18 protein-coding genes and 1 pseudogene are annotated in these 18,736 nt (G+C 40.4%); 6 read left to right on the forward strand and 13 right to left on the reverse strand.

Going from position 1 to position 18,736, the window contains the following annotated elements:
• Positions 1 to 214 precede the first annotated feature (214 nt).
• Positions 215 to 538, reverse strand: a complete 324-nt coding sequence (locus Q0976_RS23120) for a hypothetical protein (RefSeq protein WP_299497046.1) — start codon at positions 536 to 538, stop codon at positions 215 to 217.
• An 82-nt stretch (positions 539 to 620) separates the two neighbouring features.
• Positions 621 to 1,004 carry a VOC family protein gene (locus Q0976_RS23125; protein ID WP_299497048.1) on the reverse strand — a complete coding sequence of 128 codons (384 nt, stop codon included), beginning with the start codon at positions 1,002 to 1,004 and terminating at the stop codon, positions 621 to 623.
• A 228-nt stretch (positions 1,005 to 1,232) separates the two neighbouring features.
• On the opposite strand from Q0976_RS23125, the gene Q0976_RS23130 reads away from it, so the two are divergent.
• Together Q0976_RS23130 and Q0976_RS23135 are read left to right on the forward strand one after the other, a co-directional pair.
• Entirely contained in the window at positions 1,233 to 1,523 is a 291-nt protein-coding gene (locus Q0976_RS23130) for a hypothetical protein (RefSeq protein WP_299497050.1), read from the forward strand.
• A 54-nt stretch (positions 1,524 to 1,577) separates the two neighbouring features.
• Positions 1,578 to 3,842, forward strand: a complete 2,265-nt coding sequence (locus Q0976_RS23135) for a TonB-dependent receptor (protein WP_299497053.1) — start codon at positions 1,578 to 1,580, stop codon at positions 3,840 to 3,842.
• 125 nt (positions 3,843 to 3,967) lie between these two features.
• Here the strand turns inward: Q0976_RS23135 and Q0976_RS23140 are convergent, their stop codons facing one another.
• Positions 3,968 to 4,870, reverse strand: a complete 903-nt coding sequence (locus Q0976_RS23140) for a LysR family transcriptional regulator (protein ID WP_299497056.1) — start codon at positions 4,868 to 4,870, stop codon at positions 3,968 to 3,970.
• Between the two features lie 95 nt (positions 4,871 to 4,965).
• Between Q0976_RS23140 and Q0976_RS23145 the strand changes: the two genes are divergently transcribed.
• On the forward strand, positions 4,966 to 5,451 hold the full coding sequence (locus Q0976_RS23145) for a GNAT family N-acetyltransferase (protein WP_299497058.1): 486 nt from the start codon (positions 4,966 to 4,968) through the stop codon (positions 5,449 to 5,451).
• A gap of 99 nt (positions 5,452 to 5,550) precedes the next feature.
• On the opposite strand, the gene Q0976_RS23150 is transcribed toward Q0976_RS23145, so the two are convergent.
• The gene (locus tag Q0976_RS23150; protein ID WP_299497060.1) at positions 5,551 to 5,739 is read right to left on the reverse strand and encodes a hypothetical protein; all 189 of its coding nucleotides are present in this window, start codon (positions 5,737 to 5,739) and stop codon (positions 5,551 to 5,553) included.
• A gap of 45 nt (positions 5,740 to 5,784) precedes the next feature.
• Entirely contained in the window at positions 5,785 to 6,255 is a 471-nt protein-coding gene (locus Q0976_RS23155; RefSeq protein ID WP_299497063.1) for a GNAT family N-acetyltransferase, read from the reverse strand.
• A 201-nt stretch (positions 6,256 to 6,456) separates the two neighbouring features.
• On the opposite strand from Q0976_RS23155, the gene Q0976_RS23160 reads away from it, so the two are divergent.
• Positions 6,457 to 6,735, forward strand: a complete 279-nt coding sequence (locus tag Q0976_RS23160; RefSeq protein WP_299497066.1) for a hypothetical protein — start codon at positions 6,457 to 6,459, stop codon at positions 6,733 to 6,735.
• A 486-nt stretch (positions 6,736 to 7,221) separates the two neighbouring features.
• Here the strand turns inward: Q0976_RS23160 and Q0976_RS23165 are convergent, their stop codons facing one another.
• From Q0976_RS23165 to Q0976_RS23175, 3 genes are all read right to left on the reverse strand, one after another.
• On the reverse strand, positions 7,222 to 7,392 hold the full coding sequence (locus Q0976_RS23165) for a hypothetical protein (protein WP_299497068.1): 171 nt from the start codon (positions 7,390 to 7,392) through the stop codon (positions 7,222 to 7,224).
• Positions 7,393 to 7,641: 249 nt separating this feature from the next.
• The gene (locus Q0976_RS23170) at positions 7,642 to 8,148 is read right to left on the reverse strand and encodes a hypothetical protein (RefSeq protein ID WP_299497070.1); all 507 of its coding nucleotides are present in this window, start codon (positions 8,146 to 8,148) and stop codon (positions 7,642 to 7,644) included.
• 431 nt (positions 8,149 to 8,579) lie between these two features.
• Positions 8,580 to 8,918 carry a hypothetical protein gene (locus tag Q0976_RS23175; RefSeq protein WP_299497073.1) on the reverse strand — a complete coding sequence of 113 codons (339 nt, stop codon included), beginning with the start codon at positions 8,916 to 8,918 and terminating at the stop codon, positions 8,580 to 8,582.
• 274 nt (positions 8,919 to 9,192) lie between these two features.
• Here Q0976_RS23175 and Q0976_RS23180 point away from each other — a divergent pair, with 274 nt between their 5' ends.
• Complete coding sequence (locus tag Q0976_RS23180) at positions 9,193 to 10,470, forward strand: MFS transporter (RefSeq protein WP_299497076.1); 1,278 nt, start codon at positions 9,193 to 9,195, stop codon at positions 10,468 to 10,470.
• Between the two features lie 309 nt (positions 10,471 to 10,779).
• Here the strand turns inward: Q0976_RS23180 and Q0976_RS23185 are convergent, their stop codons facing one another.
• The 5 genes and pseudogenes from Q0976_RS23185 to guaB form a co-directional block, all read right to left on the reverse strand.
• Complete coding sequence (locus Q0976_RS23185; RefSeq protein WP_299497079.1) at positions 10,780 to 11,511, reverse strand: hypothetical protein; 732 nt, start codon at positions 11,509 to 11,511, stop codon at positions 10,780 to 10,782.
• A gap of 395 nt (positions 11,512 to 11,906) precedes the next feature.
• Positions 11,907 to 12,077: pseudogene (locus tag Q0976_RS23190) on the reverse strand (transposase); the annotation flags it as partial.
• Positions 12,078 to 12,514: 437 nt separating this feature from the next.
• The gene (locus Q0976_RS23195; protein WP_299497082.1) at positions 12,515 to 12,925 is read right to left on the reverse strand and encodes a hypothetical protein; all 411 of its coding nucleotides are present in this window, start codon (positions 12,923 to 12,925) and stop codon (positions 12,515 to 12,517) included.
• A 1,138-nt stretch (positions 12,926 to 14,063) separates the two neighbouring features.
• On the reverse strand, positions 14,064 to 15,641 hold the full coding sequence (guaA, locus tag Q0976_RS23200) for a glutamine-hydrolyzing GMP synthase (protein ID WP_299497085.1): 1,578 nt from the start codon (positions 15,639 to 15,641) through the stop codon (positions 14,064 to 14,066).
• 116 nt (positions 15,642 to 15,757) lie between these two features.
• Complete coding sequence (guaB, locus tag Q0976_RS23205; protein ID WP_299497088.1) at positions 15,758 to 17,221, reverse strand: IMP dehydrogenase; 1,464 nt, start codon at positions 17,219 to 17,221, stop codon at positions 15,758 to 15,760.
• 160 nt (positions 17,222 to 17,381) lie between these two features.
• Here guaB and xseA point away from each other — a divergent pair, with 160 nt between their 5' ends.
• A complete protein-coding gene (gene xseA / locus Q0976_RS23210) occupies positions 17,382 to 18,728 on the forward strand; it encodes an exodeoxyribonuclease VII large subunit (protein WP_299497091.1) in 1,347 nt (448 codons plus the stop codon).
• Positions 18,729 to 18,736: the final 8 nt, after the last annotated feature.

Raw genomic sequence — 18,736 nt, forward strand, 5'->3', positions numbered from 1 at the left:
AGCAGCCTAAAGTCGTATTAGAGGAACTACGACAGGCTGCATAGGGGAGTATTGCACTTGCGAGTTGAATCCGCCATTAACTATTTATTATTCTAAAAAATACCTTATTTATTGCTTACAATGATTTCAATATCGACAATGGAGTGTACATTAGAATCATTAACATAAAATGACACTCCTTTTCGCCTTGGGTTTGAATTGACTTCACTTACTTTTAGATAATGTGTTTGAGTCGGTATAAATTAATCGCAGGTAACACTATTACCGCTTCCAATGGTGTGAGAAACAAACTGGATAATACCGTCGCTTTAAGGCCCAGAGTATAATGATTGAGCTCTTCTTTAACCGCTAAATGATGTAATTTCACATTGGCAATGAGCGTGAATAAAGTAATCACCGTCAATAATGAAACATAGCTAACGATCCAAACAGTGCTATCCATCCCGACTAAATAGAGTAAAACGCTCAGCGTTAAGCCTATCCAAAAAATCAGATATAACACTTTAACGCTTTGATATAAACTGTTTAACTTCCGCATAAAATCACTCCCTGTTGCTGAACTTTTATATTCACACATTGCTCCTATAAAATAAACGATTGACTTAAAGCCACATGGGATTTTATTTATGCTGTATATCCACTCGCCAAGGAGGATTAAGTCTATTTTCACCCGCCCAATATAACTTAATTTTATTGCCTGACGGGTCCTCCAGTACCGCTTCTCTCCAAAGGTACGTTTTATTTTGTGGTGCTTGAATAAAATCAATACCTTTACCTATCAGCTCCTTCACCCAATTATCTAAATCCTCATGTTCAAAATAAATCACCGCCCCATTAGTAAAGGTTTTTGTTTCAAGTGATAGTGAGAAACTGCTTCCACCATCGGGGCATTCAAAACGCGCATAATGTGGCGTATCAACGATTTGGGTAAAGCCTAATGTACGATAAAATACAGAAGAGTCGAGCATATTTGTCACTGGTAAAGTCACTTGATTGAGATTCATGGTGCTCCTTAATATTTAAAATAACTGGCAGAAATAAATCCTGCGGCTCTATTCCTTACTCCTTAATACATAAAAAGTGTTCCTAAAGCAAAATTGAATATTCATTGTTATCACATTTTTTGTTTTGCGTTTTATCACGGTAAAGAGTAACGTGTGAGCCCATAAAAATAGAATCAGCAACTTCTAATGTTAAGCTAATCGAGCAATAAGAGGAGATCAGGTTAAGCTATGACAAATCGAATACCCCTGACTCTTAAAAATAGCCTCTGGCTAGTATTCTCTTTATGGTTGATTAGTTTACAATTTATTACTTTCGCACACAGTATGGAACATGCGTTAGAGCATGATAATACTCACTGCTTATACAGTAATATTTACCATCACCACCATGCTGGTCCATCTACCGTCAGCTTGCCTAGTTTATGTGAGCAACAAACAGAAAACATTCGCCTTCCATCATATCAACAACCTACTCTATTATGGACACATAGTGTCAATGTACGTGCCCCACCTTTTTAAGCAAAAGATCATCGCCCTTTAAATAATTTTTGCTTTTCACTAAGGACAAGCACAATGAAACATGCACTATCCTATATCGCGCTAGCGCTTGCTGGCGGCGCGACACCTGTCATGGCAGCCCAACTTCAAGGTCAAATAACCGATCCTGACGGTACACCGATTGTTGGCGCACAAGTCAGTGTGACTACAGATAAACAAACCATCACCAACGCGCAAGGTCAATACACATTAACCCTTTCAGACAATAGCCTTGCTCATCTGCATGTGAGTGCCAAGTCCTTTAACGATGCCAATGATGATGTCTCTATCACCACCGGCACCATGACACACAATGTATCACTTGAGCATGCCATGATGGAAAACATTGTTGTTACCGCCTCACCTTTTCTTCGATCCCCCATAGAAAGTACAACTCCCATCACTGTAATGACCGAAGATCAGTTAAAACTCAATACTGAACCTACCTTAGGGGATACGCTAGAAAAACTCCCAGGTGTTCAAGCAACTCATTTTGGTGCAGGAGCGAGCCGTCCCATTATTCGCGGCATGAGTGGCCCAAGAGTATTAGTGCTAGAAAATGGCCTGTCGGTAGGTGATGCCTCTACGGTATCTGCAGATCACGCCGTCACCACAGAAGCAGGCACTGCTCAGCAAATCGAAATTCTTCGCGGCCCCGGATCACTACTTTATGGCAATGGCGCCATTGGCGGCGTGGTCAATGTGGTGAACAATCGCGTTCATGAAGAGCCCGTCGATGAATTATCCGGTAACGTTGGTACGCAATATGAAACGGGCAATAATGGCCGTACTGTCAATGGCGAGCTTAACGGCGGGAATGGAAAATTTAATTGGCATCTTGATGGTACGAAACGTAAAACCAGCGATCTCAACATTGCAGGTGATGCCATTGAAGGCCAAGCTGACACCCATGGCACATTAGACAACAGTCAGCTTGAACAGGACGATTATGCAGTTGGTGTCGGATACACAGGCGATAATAGTTTTATCAGTATCTCAGGTGCTCGTACAGATTCAAATTACGGGATCCCCAAACGAGATACCGAGGATCCTGATATCACTATCGATTTACAAAAAACGGTCTGGCAACTTCACAGCGGTCTATTAAACCCCTTTTCAGGCGTGACTAAACTCAGTGTTGATGCGGGCTATACCGATTATCAACATGCAGAGGAAGAGGATGGTGTAGCCGATACTTTCTTCTACAACAAAGAAAGTGAAGTGCGCCTAAGTGTCAATAATAGCCCTTGGGGCAAATGGCAAGGTAGTATGGGACTCAATACCACGCATCGAGATTTTTCAGTGGTAGGCGATGAAGCACTGACCCCTGACAGCATCACTGACACTCTAGCGGCATTCATAGTACAAGAACGAGAAATTAACGACTTTCGCATTGAGCTTGGCGGACGCGTTGAGCATTATAATTTATCACCTGATAGTATGAACTTAGAAAGCACCAGCGGCACACAAAATTATCAACCCGATGGCGTAAATGATAACAACTTAACCCTTTCTGCTGGCATAGTCTGGAATTTTGATCCCAACTACAATTTAGGCTTATCATTTGAAAGAGCCGAGCGCTCGCCCACAGCTGAGGAGCTTTACAGTTTTGGCGATCATGATGCGACACAAAGTTTTGAAGTCGGTTCCCAATTTACGATTGAAAATGGTGAAGTCACTCCTAACACTGACAGTAACAGTAAAGAAGTCGCTAATAATATTGATTTAACCTTACGAAAGCGAGACGGTGCATGGACAGGCTCCTTGAGTATGGCCTATAACAGAATTAATAATTTCTATTATGAAAAAGATACTGGGCTTATTGCTTCTGATATTGGTGAAGAAGGTTCCTTACCTGTGTATCAATTTACTCAAGGAGATGCCGAACTCTACTCTGTGGAAGCACAAGCCAACATCCCACTGAATGAGATTTGGTCAATAGACTTACTCAGTGATTATACGCGAGGCCTCTTAGTCGATGGCGGTAATTTACCTCTGATCTCCCCCTTACGCGTGGGGTCAACCCTCAATTATGATCAATCTGACTGGCATGCAGAAGTTGGGGTCATGGCTTATGCTAAACAAACTGAAACGGCAGAGAATGAAACAGATACCGCAGGTTATGCCTTACTGAATACCGCATTAACTTATCACATGATGATGAATGACAACGATGTCATGTTATATGTAAAAGGCACTAACTTACTCAATCAAGACGCAAGGCCGCACACTTCTTTACTCAAAGATTACGCGCCGCTCATGGGACGCAGCTTTATGGTTGGCATGAATTACGATTTTTAACTGACTCGAGCTCTGCCACTTCATCATTAATCCGTCAACAAGCCTCAACGTGCTGTCTTTGACTTCATGTTGAGGCTTTATAATGTCAATCAAAACACATGTAACCCTGTTAATACCGCACTATTTTAACATTGTTGAGCAATCAGTTGCCTCAACCACTGGTGACTCGCTTTTTTTGCGTTCAATTTATGCCAATAAATATTGAGTTGGTATTGAGGAATAATGATAGGCGGCGAGTAAACATCAATATTTAATTCATCAATGATATTTGAAATAATTAACTTTGGTAATGTTAAAATAAGATCAGAATGAACAACTGTATAGGGTGCAACAAGCGCGCTCGATAATTGTAACGCCACATGACGACTCATTCCTTGAGTTGCAAGCTGATCATCAACAACACCTTTACTTTCACCCCAAGGAGAAATGCGTACATGAGATAAACTTAAAAATGCCTCTAACGTCAAACCCTTTTTCAGTTTAGGATGATTTTTTCTCGCGATAGTACAATAGTTGTCACTCAACCAAGTCTGATACTCAATCGTCGATGACTTTTCCACTTCATGACTAAAGCCCAGTACAAAATCTAACTCCCCACTAATCAGTTTCTCCGTTGGCATTTTATCTTCCGACGACACAAGCGTAATACGAATATTAGGCGCGACTTTAGTAATATGGCTCACTAACTTGGGTAATAAACTAAATTGAGTATAATCTGTTGCAGCAAACTTGAATTCGAGATCACTGGTTGCGGGATCAAAGGTTTCACGATGATTCAATCCCATATGGATCTGCGCAAGCGCAGGCGACAGGTGATAAGCAAGATCATGAGCAAACGCAGTAGGTTCCATCACATTATTCACTCGTACAAACAACTCATCCCCCAACCGTTTCCTTAACCGAGATAATCCGTGACTAAATGCTGATTGGCTCAAACAAATATCTTCCGCCGCCGTTGATACACTTTGATGACGATATAAAGCTTCAAATAAAATCAGTAAGTTTAAATCAATTTGATAAAGGTTCATTATGAATAATACACATATTAATATGAAGATAATGCACTACTATCATAATATGACAAGCGGTAAGATAAGGTCAATCGTCAATAGCAGAGAAGTCTATGGAACCCTTATTTATTCGTAAAGCTGAAACATCAGATGCGGCACTGATTTTACATTTTGTGCGTGAATTGGCTATTTATGAAAAAGCAGAACATGAAGTGCTCGCCACAGAAGAAACACTTAAGAAAAGCATGTTTTCAAGTAACAGCCATGTGAACGCATTAATTTGTGAGCAAGATGGACAAGTAATTGGCATGGCTATTTATTTTTATAACTACTCAACTTGGTTAGCCAAACCAGGGCTATACCTTGAAGATCTTTATGTCTCACCAGAGCACAGAGGTAAAGGCGCTGGCAAATTATTACTGAAAAAAATGGCTCAAATTGCACTGCAAAACAATTGCGGCCGATTTGAATGGAGCTGTCTTGATTGGAATACACCCTCGCGAGATTTTTATCATTCCATTGGGGCAAAATCACAAGATGAATGGGTCGGCTACCGTATGTCAGGGCAAACATTAATCGACTTCGCCGAAAAAGATTAACCCTTTCAATTGATACACAACACTTAAACTGATAGCAAACAATCCTTGATATTAGGGTACCCTGTTTTCCCTAATATCAAGTTCCTAACAAGCCTCCCCTTATTCCATGACTTGTTGCTGAGGTAGGTCGTCGGAAATGTCGTACCAAAGTGCTTTAGTCACAACATAAATATGGTGAGCCGGTTTGATATTCAGATCGGTATCTAACGTCCAATTTAATACATCTTCAAACTCATCATGCATGTCATATTGCACACTTTGGCACAAGCAACGTCCTTTGTTAATCATGTATATTTCCTTTATGCTGATATTTGATTTTATTTGCATCAGTGGCTACACAAGCTTTTTTTGCCCAAACAGTAATGTCGGTTCAATCCCTTGGCGTTTATACAACTTAATGGCATCTTCATTAAATGCATATACTTCTAACCACAGTTCCTCACTGCCTTTTTTCTTAGCTTCTTGTTCAAACGCCTCCACCAACATTTTTCCAAGGCCATGTCGTTGATGGGCAGTATCGACAGCAATTTGCTGTAAACTTGCTATTTTACGTGGCTGAAGCACCCATGATTTTCGTTCCCATACATTGCCCATCACAAAACCCGCGACGCCATCAGTATGCTCAACCACCAGCACGATATAATTATGGCTATCGATAAACTCATTAAGGTTAATGTTTTTTTCAATTTCTTCAGGAGAAAGGAAGTCATCTGGCAAGTGTGCTTTATGAAACGCATTAATTTGAAACTGCAGCATTTGCAACCGCTTCACATCGCTCAATGCGGCTTTTCTTATGCTATACATAGATTAATTTTTCCTTTTTATTGAATATCAATATCTTATCAAGTTAACCAAATAAAATAAATGAGTGACAATTAAACGATCAACCCTTTGTCGACAATGGTAATTCATTTTTGGTAATCTCAATACTCAGTGCACTTCGTTAGCCTCAATGAAGTCTTTTCGATGTTTCAAAAGGATGTAAAACAATAAAGGAAAAATATCATGCAAGAAAATTACAGAGATATTGGAGAAAGTAAGCCCGAAAAAGCCGATTTTCTTAACAAGATGAAAATGCAAGACTGGGGAGAATTCGATTTTTCGGCGTGTATTTCATGGTGTCAGCAACAATACCCCACACTTCCTATCACTTGTATTGGACATTCTGTTGGTGCACAACTCATCGGGCTTGCACACAATAATATTGCACTATCAGCATCATTGAGCTTATCTGGTCAGTCAGGCTATTGGCGTCACTGGGATAAGCGTCAATGGCCTAAATGATGGCTTGCTTGGTTTGGTCTCATTCCCATCATTTCTCAATGCCTTGGATATTTACCAGGCAGTAATCTAGGCAGCGGTGAAGACTTACCAAAAGGTATCGCCCAACAATGGGCTAAATGGTACCGAAATCCAGACTATATCTGTAATCAACAAGGAGAAAAGTGGCGGCCTTATTTTTCACAAATACAATCACCGATACACTTTTATCATATTACCGATGATCATGATTTTGCACCATTAAAGTCCGTTCAAGCATTAAGTCAATTTTACTCTCAAGCAAAAGTAACAAGCAGTCAAATTAATCCCGTCAATCAAGGAATGAAATTTATGGGACATTTTGGTTTTTTCAAAAATCAAACCCCCACCATTTTTTGGCAAGACAGCGTCGACAAGCTAAAATGCATGATGGTTCACAATACGAAAACACCTATCAATCCTTAGCATAAATCAATTTATCACCGTACAGGCTTATTTACCTGTCTTTATTTATACACATGAGTAATCTTCACGAGGATAAATCACATAAGGCTTACCGAGTGATTGAGCATTAACCGTTTTAAAGGCAATGAGAGGAATTAATAACGGCTCAGTCGAAGTTAAAAAAAATAAAGCAATAAACGAGACACAGCATAATAAAAATAACAAACACTTTTTCATAGAAAATCCATTTTTCCAGAATAACAAGATTAACCTGCATTGCTCCATCAATGCATCATCCAAAGTAACAAATACGCATAATAATAACAATACATCAATGACACTTTAATTAGCGATATAGAATATACTTTTAAAAGCGATAAATTTGGTGATATCCAATTTGTATCACTCCTTATTGCGATTACTTTCAAATAAAACTAACAAGAAATGATACAATACCGAACGCTAATGCATTGCATTCAAATAAGATTAAGCACGCGTACATTGATAATCGATAGTTCCCCCCATATGATCACCCGCTTGAAAAATATAATGCACTTCAATTACCGTATTTAATTGTTTCGGGATCACTAAATTACCCCACATACCACCGCCATCATTGTTATTCGTTACACTGGCATTAAACGCTTTAAATTGATGATGTTCTAGGTAAACTCGTGGAGAATAATCAGGGTTTTCTTGCAATGAATGAGTATTAAATAAACCATAATAGGCATATTCATCATCCAACAAGTTATCATCAGCATCATAGTTTGTGATCACATGACCAATCCCTTGAATAAGGGAGACTAAACCATCATCTCCTTGCTTTAATCTAAGCTCCAAACGAGAATTTACTTTAGCCCCCAGATCACCATTTTGTCTTAATACTTCCTCTGAATGACATATATATTGCCCTAAATAAGTATCCGCTTTTACCCATAAAGGAATAACCGTAGTCGATGCGATAAACCCGATTAATAATTTCAACTTCATTACCATTACCTGTTTTATTTGTTATCAAATGAAAATATCAACGCCAGCTAATTAAGCTGCATTTAATGTTAAATTCAGCCCAAAAAACCACTGATTAACAATTGTATCACCAAGATACACTTTTTCAACACAACAAACGCCCTTTTAAAACAGAAATGTCACTATCAAACCCAATAAAAGATAAACAGTCCTAGACAATAACAAATTACGCCCCATTCGCTAATAATGATTCATCTATCGGTATTATCAGTTTGAAGGCCAATAAAGGTTTATAAATGAACGGTGATAATAAACCCCATCAAAATGCAGTCATGAATTTAAAAATAATAATCAATTTGATCTATTTAACGTGATCAATCTCAATAAGAAGATCACTATTACCAACCTATAATTGAATCGGTTCTATCCTGTAACATATTGACTAACATCATTTAAAACAAGTAATCAATTCTTCGATGAACAGCTAACAATGTAAAACCTTCCGTCTCCACATCATAATGCAACCCTATCTGCATTTGGCTATAAATAGCTTGTGTCGTGATAAAAGTCTCTGCCTTCGTAACAATATAAAAGGTCGCCACGCCAGAACACCGACCTTCAGAGCAACCTTCGCTCCATTGAACATTTTTATCCACAACCTTAATATTAATCACTTGATTACTCCACTCAAACCAAGCAATAACACAGGCAACAACCAAAATAAAAAAAGGCACTATAAATTTAGCAATATGAGTTAAACGCTGAAAATTTTCATCATGATCATCATGCATTTTACCTCCTTAATCATTCACTTTAACGGATCCGGCAAACATACACACACTATAACGCAGCACTCAAATTAACACCAAAGGTTATCCTCGTGGTACATATGGCTAAATCAGCGTTTCATTCCACTGAATCCTGCAGCTTGCAATCACACGGGTATATATCCGGCTCAGCTCAATTACCTATTTTTGCTACTAAAACAATGATCATATTCTCTCACATTTCTTATCTGGATTTTGTCTGCTGCTACCACTAAGCTAAACATAAGCTGTAGTAACTTTGGTATTCGCTATTTCTTCTGAAATAATCAAGCGACGAAATATCCTCTCCGGCGCCGTTGGCAATACGCTTGAATGGTATGATTTTGCTGTTTATGGCGCCATGGCGCCTATCATAGGTAAACTCTTTTTCCCTAATGATGATCCCTTCACCTCACTTCTTGCAGCCTTTGCTGTCCTTGCGATAGGTTATATTGCGCGTCCTTTAGGCGGCATAATATTGGGTCACATGGCTGACAAAATAGGCCGGAAACCCGCACTAATCTGCTCTGTTGTCATGATGGGTGTCGGCACAACTGCCATTGCATTTCTCCCTACACACGAAGAAATTGGTGCCATGGCAGCCATATTACTTATCTTGCTTAGGATCCTTCAAGGGTTATCCGTTGGAGGAGAATACCCAAGTTCCATTGTCTTTCTCGCTGAACACTCACCAAATGATAAACGAGGTTTTCATACCAGTTGGCCCATGTTCGGAAGTGTAATAGGTTTTCTGCTAGGCTCAGCTATCTGCTCCTTATTCAGCAACCTATTAAGCGCAACACAATTCCAAGCTTGGGGATGGCGTATTCCTTTTTTGCTCGGAGCCATTATTGCTTTGTGCGCAACCTTATTTCGTCGCCATATGACAGAGCCAAATTCTTTTGACAATGCGCCTCCCTTAAACACACTTCCCTTTATTGCAGCAATTCGTGATCATTGGCGCGAAATAATGCAAATCATCTGTTTATCTTTAGTCAATGCCGTTGGATTTTACTTGCTTTGGGTTTATGCAATATCGTATTTAACCGAGCAGATGCACGTGTCGACGAGCGATGCATTGGATATCAATACCTTAAGCCTCATAATCTTACTTCCAGTTATTACTCTCAGTGCAATATTATCAGATAAAATTGGTCGAAAACCACTCTTATACTTTGTCGCTTTAGGCTCACTATTGTTTTCATGGCCATTATGGTGGCTAATGCATAGCCAAAGTTTTGGAATGATTTTAGCTGGACAAGCAGGATTTGCAGTCCTCTTCGGCGTCGGTTACTCAGGATTATCTGCCGTCATGGTTGAAATTTTACCAACCAAAGTCCGTTGCAGCGCCTCAGGAATGGGTTATAACCTTTGTATGGGTTTTTTTGGCGGCACAACGCCACTGGTTGCCGCCTATCTACTGGAGCGAACCTCAGATGATTTTTCCCCCATTTACTATCTTATGGCAACCGCAGCCCTTTCCCTCATCGTCACCTTCTTTATTGCTGAAACCGCCGGTAAACCACTACCCGATTAACCTTGATACAAAACCTTAATGCTCAGCTTTGATGCTAAAAGCTAGACGTTAAACTGGAATTCAAGCTGATATTCACTAAGCATAATCAGAGAAGCTCACCGCAAGCTTGTTTCCACTCTCAGGGCAACCCAGTGTTATATTTTAGTATTTTATTTTAGTACTTTGTTTTAGTACTTTATTTTACAGCCTAACTTTACCACTAAATTCGACGGCAGATTTACTTTTCCCTTAAGTCTCCTGAATCTATTTCGCTTTTTTCACTTTTAAAGTAGCTTCAATGTCAAACACATGGTTCTTAGCGATTAACACTTAAAGATCTGAGTCTGATATTGAGGAAAATATATAATCATTTAGCCCTTTTGATCTTAATACTTGAGTATCCTTAATCTCTTTCAACTTTAATGCTTGGGCATCCTGACTCTCTCTCAGCTTCAATGCTTGAACGTCCTTGACAAGTTCCATTTTCTTATCATGTAAGATTAAATTTTCGTGAGTAACACTACTTACACTCATTTTAACACTGGAATTCATAATATCTTCAATTGAAAAAAGTTCAGACTCAGTATTAAGAGACTGCTTATGAATAACATTCATAACTTCAGATGCAAGCATGGTTTCATTTTGATTGAGATAGCCTTGTAAGGCCGCTTTTAATAAAAAATTGGGTAATTCGATTTTATTTTCAGTATATTCATATAAATCCTTTGCTGACGCTGAAATTAAATTATTAGTATGACTACCCAGTTCTGAATTATCAAAGAGCATGTCCAAAATTTTACCTGCCTTTTCAGCGGCGCAATCAGGCAGTCCTCCCACATCAGGTTTAGCAGCAATTTGCTGTAAAATAGAAATACTATCAGCATCACTATTTTGAGCTTTCTCTTCTAAAATCTGAAATAGATCAGCTAACCTTTTATCTGTGGATTGTTTATCAGTAAAAGTCTCATCAAACACTAAATCCATTTGTGCTTGAAGAGGTTTATTTACTGGTAAAGATAAATAAATAGACCCATATGAGAGTGCATCGTAAGTGATAGTCATTTTCAATACTCCTTTTGGTTCTCACGTTAGCATAAGTCTAAAATTATTGATTATGAATATCAGCCTTTCCTAAACAAAAGTGATCAGACCAGAGTCTAATCTATAGTGCGATAGATAATATTAGCCATCATTTTAGATTCACTCATGTAAATTATGAAATATTAGCACTTACTTCCAAATTCATAGCCAGCCATAACTAATCAGTAAAATACTGATATTTAAACCTTAATTCAACGTTCAGCATTTATGGAATCATAATCTGATTGTTTTAACCTAATGCCTGTTGCTAATCTTGAAAAATGAGGGATAGTAGGTAAAATTAGTGAGTTTTGAAGTGTAACGTACCAATTCAGTTAATTGACCGAGGTTTATACTGTTGAAACACAAGCTACGTTCTAGCCTATAGGCATATACTGGCAACATTTTGAGAAATGCCGTCGTCGTTTATCTAAATACGTACAATAGCCATCCAACTCTTGCAAACTACCTACTGGACCTTTAAATAAACGCGTAAATTCAGTGATCAGTTTAAGCCAATTCTCTTGAGGAATATTCAGTCTATTTAAAGTTCAAGAATAAGGTCTTCAACCCATTCCCGTCGATGCTCATAAGACTGACCAGTACTATCTATAAAGCATATCAACACCACACAATAGTCTCGTCTGACACAGCGAGATGCACAATAATAAAACGAAGTGTCTTCTAAGCTCACAATAGATTTTATTGCCGTTGGCATCAATACACCCATCCATGATGGATCAACTATTCAAAGCCTAATTTACCACTACAAATTAGGTAAATAATCATATATGTCTTGGTTGTAGCGTTAAAGGCTGTCGTTACCAGCTCACTTTGAGTATTAACCATAAAGTCCTTTTTTAATATCAAAAATCAAACCTTCCCTATCATCCCCCCACCATCTTTTATCAAAAACCCCCACTCAGCGCTCTTTTCAATCCAAGCATCAAAATGGTACTTTTGACCAAGTATTAGCATGGCTATTTCAGCGGTTTTCGGGAATAGAAGGCCCTTCAGCCCAGCGCGCTCCCTCGGGATCATATATCATCACCTTCTGCACTGGCACTTCGTCCGGATAACCACCAGTAAACGCACCGACCACCCACATCGTGCCATCAATATCAACACCTTGAAAATGGTGTATCTCAAAGGGTGGTTTCGCCCCCCGTATCCACTGCGCATATTTTGGATCGAACGATTCCACAGGTTTGATCCCCCGGCCACCAGCAAGCACCAAGAGATCGCCAATGGCTACAAAAGCCGATTCATGACGAGCCTCTGGCAAGGATCCATCTTCCGCCTCCACTTTCGACCAAGTCTCAGATCCCGCAATGAGGGACTGAGTCAACAAAAGTACTGCACAAATCGAAGAAACAGAAAATGTAATCAACCTCATAGCAACCCCTTTGAACGTCAGCCGTATGGCTGATCGCCTATGGATGACGTAAAGAATGAACACGCACTCAGACTGAAGAGTGAAGAGTGAAGAGTGAAGAGTGAAGAGTGAAGAGTGAAGAGTGAAGAGTGAAGAGTGAAGAGTGAAGAGTGAAAAAGTATTGTTTATCGAAAATATGACCCAACGTTTTGTGCATTCTCGACACTAATGCAGAATAGAGTATAGACATGCTTTTTCCTACTGTCTAAAGTAGAGATTTGTCTAATATTTGCTCACATCGACATCTTCTTCATCGCCTCTTCTTTATCGCAATGAGTGAACAAGTTTTAGACATTCATCGTCTACAAGCCTTCTTTTTTTCATAATCACCATTAATAATGGCTGTCTAGATAAAACCTAGATGCTAAGCTTTGATACTCATAGCTAAACGTTAAACATGAATTCAAGCTAATCCTCACAAAGTTGTAATGGTCAACTAAAGTTGTTCCTAACAATTTAAGGCATTCCCTGCTATCCACGTAGGTCAGATATTGACAACGATTTCCCTATCTAAAAGCCAGCTTAGTGTCCCTACTTCGCGTTCGTAAACTTGAAATAATATTTCACTCACCTCGTTATTTCTGCATTCACACAATTTGCTTTTCAAACAGGTGTGAATATAAAAATAACCATCGAAGACAGGGCGAAGATTGCAATATTAATCGCTTTGAGCATGAGATATGGCCGCTCCTTAGCTTCCTGCTATCACGGCATTCATAAGTCCATTTATATCAGGACGAGCTGGCATTTTAACATGGAAGTTATTGGCCTTCGTTGAGCCTATAGGAATATATTTACGGCGGGTTATTTTTACAAAAGCTGCATCAGCAATTGACTTAAATAAGCCCAATCATTTCAAATAAGGTAACTTTAAACAAATGAAGTTATTCATTACACCTAGTATGAGTGAGGTGTGAGTGGGAACTCACCACCCTATCGCTAGTAATACTCAAACGCTAGCGACAAAAAATCCCTATCAGTTTTCACCAATAGGGATTTCATATTCAAGTCAATATGGGGCTAACATAAAGTTAATGCACTATTGAAACGTCATCACCCGCTCAAAGAGCGGGGCTCAAGTATGAGCGCGGGCAATCGTCTATTCCCACTCAATGGTCGCAGGTGGCTTTCCTGAAATATCGTAGACAACACGGGAAATACCATCAATTTCATTGATAATGCGATTAGACACTCGACCTAAGAAATCATAAGGTAAATGGGCCCAATGAGCCGTCATGAAGTCAATGGTTTCTACAGCGCGCAGCGACACCACCCAATCATATTTACGCCCATCTCCCATGACCCCTACCGAACGCACCGGTAAAAAGACCGTAAACGCTTGGCTGACTTTATGGTAAAGGTCGGCATTGTGTAACTCTTCAATGAAAATCGCATCGGCGCGGCGCAGTAAATCACAATATTCTTTTTTCACCTCGCCTAATACCCGTACACCTAAACCCGGCCCTGGGAATGGATGACGATATAACATGTCATACGGCAAACCTAACTCAAGACCGACTTTACGCACTTCATCTTTAAACAGTTCGCGCAGAGGCTCGACTAAGCCTAATTCCATGTCATCGGGTAATCCACCAACATTATGATGAGATTTAATCACATGGGCTTTACCTGTCGCACTCCCTGCAGATTCAATGACATCTGGATAAATCGTGCCTTGTGCTAACCACTTCGCATTGGCGCATTTTTTTGACTCTTCATCAAAAATTTCCACAAACACATGCCCAATAATTTTACGTTTTGCTTCAGGATCGGCTTCACCTTTTAAGGCATCAAGAAAACGGCTTTCAGCATCAACATGCACGATATTCAAACCAAAATGATCGCCAAACATGTCTAAAACTTGATTGGCTTCATTAAGGCGTAATAATCCATTATCAACAAACACACAAGTCAGCTTATCACCAATGGCGCGGTGTAATAGCATGGCCACAACAGAGGAATCAACACCACCAGATAAGCCTAGAATCACTTCATCATCACCAATTTGCGCTTTTAAACGCGCAACGGCATCTTCGATAATGGAGCTGGGTTTCCAATTCGCTTCACATTGACAAATATTCAACGCGAAGTTCTCTAGCATACGCAAACCTTGGCGAGTGTGTGTCACCTCAGGGTGAAATTGCACGCCATAAAAATGTTTATCTTCATTGGCCATCGCTGCAAACGGACAAGTCTCTGTACTGGCTAATATACTGAAACCTTCTGGAATAGCAGAGACCTTATCTCCATGACTCATCCACACATCCAGTAATGGCTTACCATCATCACTTAACGCATCTTGAATATCTTTAAAGAAAGCGGATGGTGCCTCAATTTTCACTTGAGCATAACCAAACTCACCTTCCCCTATTCCTTGAATGACTTCGCCACCTAATTGGGCTGACATGGTTTGCATACCATAGCAAATACCCAATACAGGCACGCCGGCATTAAACACATAGTCGGTCGCTCTTGGTGAATCATTCTCTGTCACACTTTCAGGACCACCAGCTAAAATAATACCGTTAGGGGCAAATTCTTGAATCTGCGCTTCGGATACATCCCATGCCCAAAGCTCACAGTAAACACCTATCTCACGAATACGACGGGCAATTAATTGGGTGTACTGAGATCCAAAATCTAAAATAAGGATCTTATGCTCATGAATATCACTCATGGAATATTTATCTCTCTGTCTATATCGATAACAATTACAATCTTGATGCTAAAAATCGCCACAGCTTATATAGCAGCGAGGCGACCTGTTTATGGGTCGCCTCGATACAAAGCATATTATGATGAGCGATAATTCGGCGCTTCTTTACTCATTTGCACATCATGCACGTGGGATTCACCCATGCCTGCTGAGGTCACTTTGACAAACTCAGCCTTCTCATTGAGCGCTTTAATCGTCGGGCACCCTGTTAGTCCCATACATGAGCGCAATCCGCCCATATATTGATGAATAATCTCTTTTAATTTACCTTTATAAGGCACACGACCTTCAATCCCTTCTGGCACCAATTTATCGGCAGCATTATCGCTTTGAAAATAACGATCCGATGAGCCTTCAGTCATGGCGCCTAATGACCCCATGCCGCGATAGGATTTATAAGCGCGCCCTTTATAAAGCTCTGTTTCACCGGGGGCTTCATCGGTTCCAGCAAACATAGAACCTGCCATAATACAGGACGCTCCAGCCGCTAATGCCTTGGCTAAATCACCTGAGAAACGAATACCGCCATCGGCAATAACAGGAATATCAAGGTGCGCAACAGCTGCGGCGGCATCGGATACTGCCGTGATTTGCGGCACACCAACACCTGTCACAATACGTGTCGTACAAATAGAACCAGGACCAATTCCAACTTTAACCGCATTCACTCCCGCTTCAACCAGTGCTAACGCCCCTTCTGCCGTCGCCACGTTGCCACCGACTATTTGTAATTCAGGATATTTCTCACGGGTATCACGAATACGTTGTAATACCCCTTCAGAATGCCCGTGAGAGGAATCAATTAATAATACATCCACGCCAGCGTTAACCAGTGCATCCACGCGCTCTTCATTACCCGTTCCTGCGCCAACAGCACCTCCCACACGTAAACGACCTAGCTCATCTTTACAGGCATTAGGTTTTCGCTCCGCTTTTTGGAAATCTTTGACCGTGATCAGTCCCGTTAATTTGAAATCTCCATCAACCACTAGGACTTTTTCTATGCGATTTGTGTGCATGAGTTTTTGTACATCGGGTAACGGCGTACCTTCAAGCACAGTCACAAGCCTTGCTTTTGGCGTCATGACCTCATCCACTTTACGGCTCCAATCAGTAATAAAGCGCACATCACGACCGGTAATGATCCCCACTAACTCATTGGCACTTGTGACCACAGGGTAACCTGCAAAACCATGTTTGGCAGTTAATGCCTTTAAGGTTTCAAGACTCGTATCAGGTGTCACGGTAACCGGTTGCTGTACAATGCCTGCTTCGTAAATTTTAACCTTACGAACTTCCTCGGCTTGTTGCTCTATACTCATGTTTTTATGGATAAAACCCATTCCACCTTCTTGCGCCATCGCGATCGCTAATCGCGCTTCAGTCACTGTATCCATTGCAGCAGAAACGATAGGCATGTTAAGGTCGATTTTATTCGTCAGGCGAGTTTTTAGCGTGGCAGTGTTGGGTAAAACGGTGGAGTGCGCTGGAACCAGCAACACATCATCAAAAGTTAACGCTTCTTTTTTCAATCTTAGCATGCAACATGTCCCCAAAGAGAGTCAGATTTAGGTGGGTAAATATTGCGGCGAGATTATACCTTGCATATCTATGCAAGTAAATGGAAAATAGCATCGAAAATATTTTATCCTATGCAAACCATCGCTCAGGATCGAAAATAAGCAGCAATGAAAAATACTTATGCCAAAAAATAAAACCGATGTTTATACCGTTTCACGCCTCAATGGTGAAGTTCGCCAGTTATTAGAAGGGCAATTGAGTCGAGTCTGGCTCAATGCTGAAATTTCTAATTTTTCAGCTCCCAATTCTGGGCATTGGTATTTAACCTTAAAAGACACTCGCTCTCAAATTCGCTGCGCCATGTTTAAAGGACGTAACCAACAGATCACCTTTCGCCCAGCAAACGGTCAACAAGTACTGGTAAGAGGCAATATTAGTGTGTACGAGCCCAGAGGGGATTATCAATTACTCATTGACAGCATGCAGCCAGCCGGTGATGGATTACTCGCTCAGCAATATGAGGCCTTAAAGCTTAAACTGTCTTCTGAAGGGTTATTTGCGACTCACACTAAACGAGATTTACCTCAACAAATACAACGGATTGGTGTTATCACCTCACCAACAGGTGCTGCTATTCGTGATATATTACATGTGCTTACCAGACGCGACCCTTCCATTGAAGTCATTATTTATCCTGCACAAGTACAAGGGGCCAGCGCCGCTAGAGGCCTAGGTCAAGCTATCGCAACAGCCAATGCTCGTAATGAGGTGGATGTGTTATTACTGACTCGAGGCGGGGGTTCCTTAGAAGATCTTTGGTGCTTCAATGATGAAAAACTTGCCCATTGCATTTACAACAGTGCCATTCCCATGATTTCTGCTGTGGGCCATGAAATCGATACCACCATCAGTGATTATGTTGCCGATCTCAGGGCGCCTACCCCCTCAGCGGCAGCAGAGCTTTTATCAAAAGATACGGTGAACAAACAGCAAAAATTGCTCGCTCAACGCTCTCGATTAAAACAAAGCTGGCAACACTTTTTGTTACAAAAAAAAGCCCATGCTGACAGACTTAATCATCAATTATACCGCCAAGATCCTAAACGTCGTCTGCAAACTTTTCAACAAGGTTTCGATGAGGTGCAATTAAAACTCACCAATGCCATTGAGCGGTATTTCAATAAACTCAACCTTAAACAACAAGCTTTATTACACAGACTCAATAATCAGTCTCCCAGTCGCACCCTGACGCTTAACGCCAATCAATTATCACACTTAAAAAAACGTTTATTCGATGCGATGAGCACCTTAATGGGCCATAAAGAGCAGCAACATAAACACCTCACCCAACAACTGGATACCATTAGCCCATTAGCGACATTAAGCCGAGGGTATAGTATTACCTTTGATAGCCAAGACCAAGTGATTAGAAACAGTAATGAGCTCAATCCTGAGGACACAATCACCACGCGATTACGCCACGGACAAGTCCAATCAAGAGTTATCAATACCATTCCAGAAAAATAGAGACATAA

This window comes from uncultured Shewanella sp., from assembly GCF_947501665.1.
Taxonomy (GTDB): Bacteria; Pseudomonadota; Gammaproteobacteria; order Enterobacterales; family Shewanellaceae; genus Shewanella.

Excerpts from the sequence above, each read along its gene's own strand:
- Q0976_RS23120 (WP_299497046.1), bottom strand. The coding sequence starts at position 538 with ATGCGGAAGTTAAACAGTTTATATCAAAGCGTTAAAGTGTTATATCTG.
- Q0976_RS23185 (WP_299497079.1), bottom strand. The coding sequence starts at position 11,511 with ATGACTATCACTTACGATGCACTCTCATATGGGTCTATTTATTTATCT.
- Q0976_RS23135 (WP_299497053.1), top strand. The coding sequence starts at position 1,578 with ATGAAACATGCACTATCCTATATCGCGCTAGCGCTTGCTGGCGGCGCG.
- guaB (WP_299497088.1), bottom strand. The coding sequence starts at position 17,221 with ATGCTAAGATTGAAAAAAGAAGCGTTAACTTTTGATGATGTGTTGCTG.
- Q0976_RS23150 (WP_299497060.1), bottom strand. The coding sequence starts at position 5,739 with ATGATTAACAAAGGACGTTGCTTGTGCCAAAGTGTGCAATATGACATG.
- Q0976_RS23130 (WP_299497050.1), top strand. The coding sequence starts at position 1,233 with ATGACAAATCGAATACCCCTGACTCTTAAAAATAGCCTCTGGCTAGTA.
- Q0976_RS23125 (WP_299497048.1), bottom strand. The coding sequence starts at position 1,004 with ATGAATCTCAATCAAGTGACTTTACCAGTGACAAATATGCTCGACTCT.
- Q0976_RS23175 (WP_299497073.1), bottom strand. The coding sequence starts at position 8,918 with ATGCATGATGATCATGATGAAAATTTTCAGCGTTTAACTCATATTGCT.
- Q0976_RS23160 (WP_299497066.1), top strand. The coding sequence starts at position 6,457 with ATGCAAGAAAATTACAGAGATATTGGAGAAAGTAAGCCCGAAAAAGCC.
- Q0976_RS23195 (WP_299497082.1), bottom strand. The coding sequence starts at position 12,925 with ATGAGGTTGATTACATTTTCTGTTTCTTCGATTTGTGCAGTACTTTTG.
- xseA (WP_299497091.1), top strand. The coding sequence starts at position 17,382 with ATGCCAAAAAATAAAACCGATGTTTATACCGTTTCACGCCTCAATGGT.
- Q0976_RS23170 (WP_299497070.1), bottom strand. The coding sequence starts at position 8,148 with ATGAAGTTGAAATTATTAATCGGGTTTATCGCATCGACTACGGTTATT.
- Q0976_RS23140 (WP_299497056.1), bottom strand. The coding sequence starts at position 4,870 with ATGAACCTTTATCAAATTGATTTAAACTTACTGATTTTATTTGAAGCT.
- Q0976_RS23165 (WP_299497068.1), bottom strand. The coding sequence starts at position 7,392 with ATGAAAAAGTGTTTGTTATTTTTATTATGCTGTGTCTCGTTTATTGCT.
- Q0976_RS23155 (WP_299497063.1), bottom strand. The coding sequence starts at position 6,255 with ATGTATAGCATAAGAAAAGCCGCATTGAGCGATGTGAAGCGGTTGCAA.
- Q0976_RS23145 (WP_299497058.1), top strand. The coding sequence starts at position 4,966 with ATGGAACCCTTATTTATTCGTAAAGCTGAAACATCAGATGCGGCACTG.
- guaA (WP_299497085.1), bottom strand. The coding sequence starts at position 15,641 with ATGAGTGATATTCATGAGCATAAGATCCTTATTTTAGATTTTGGATCT.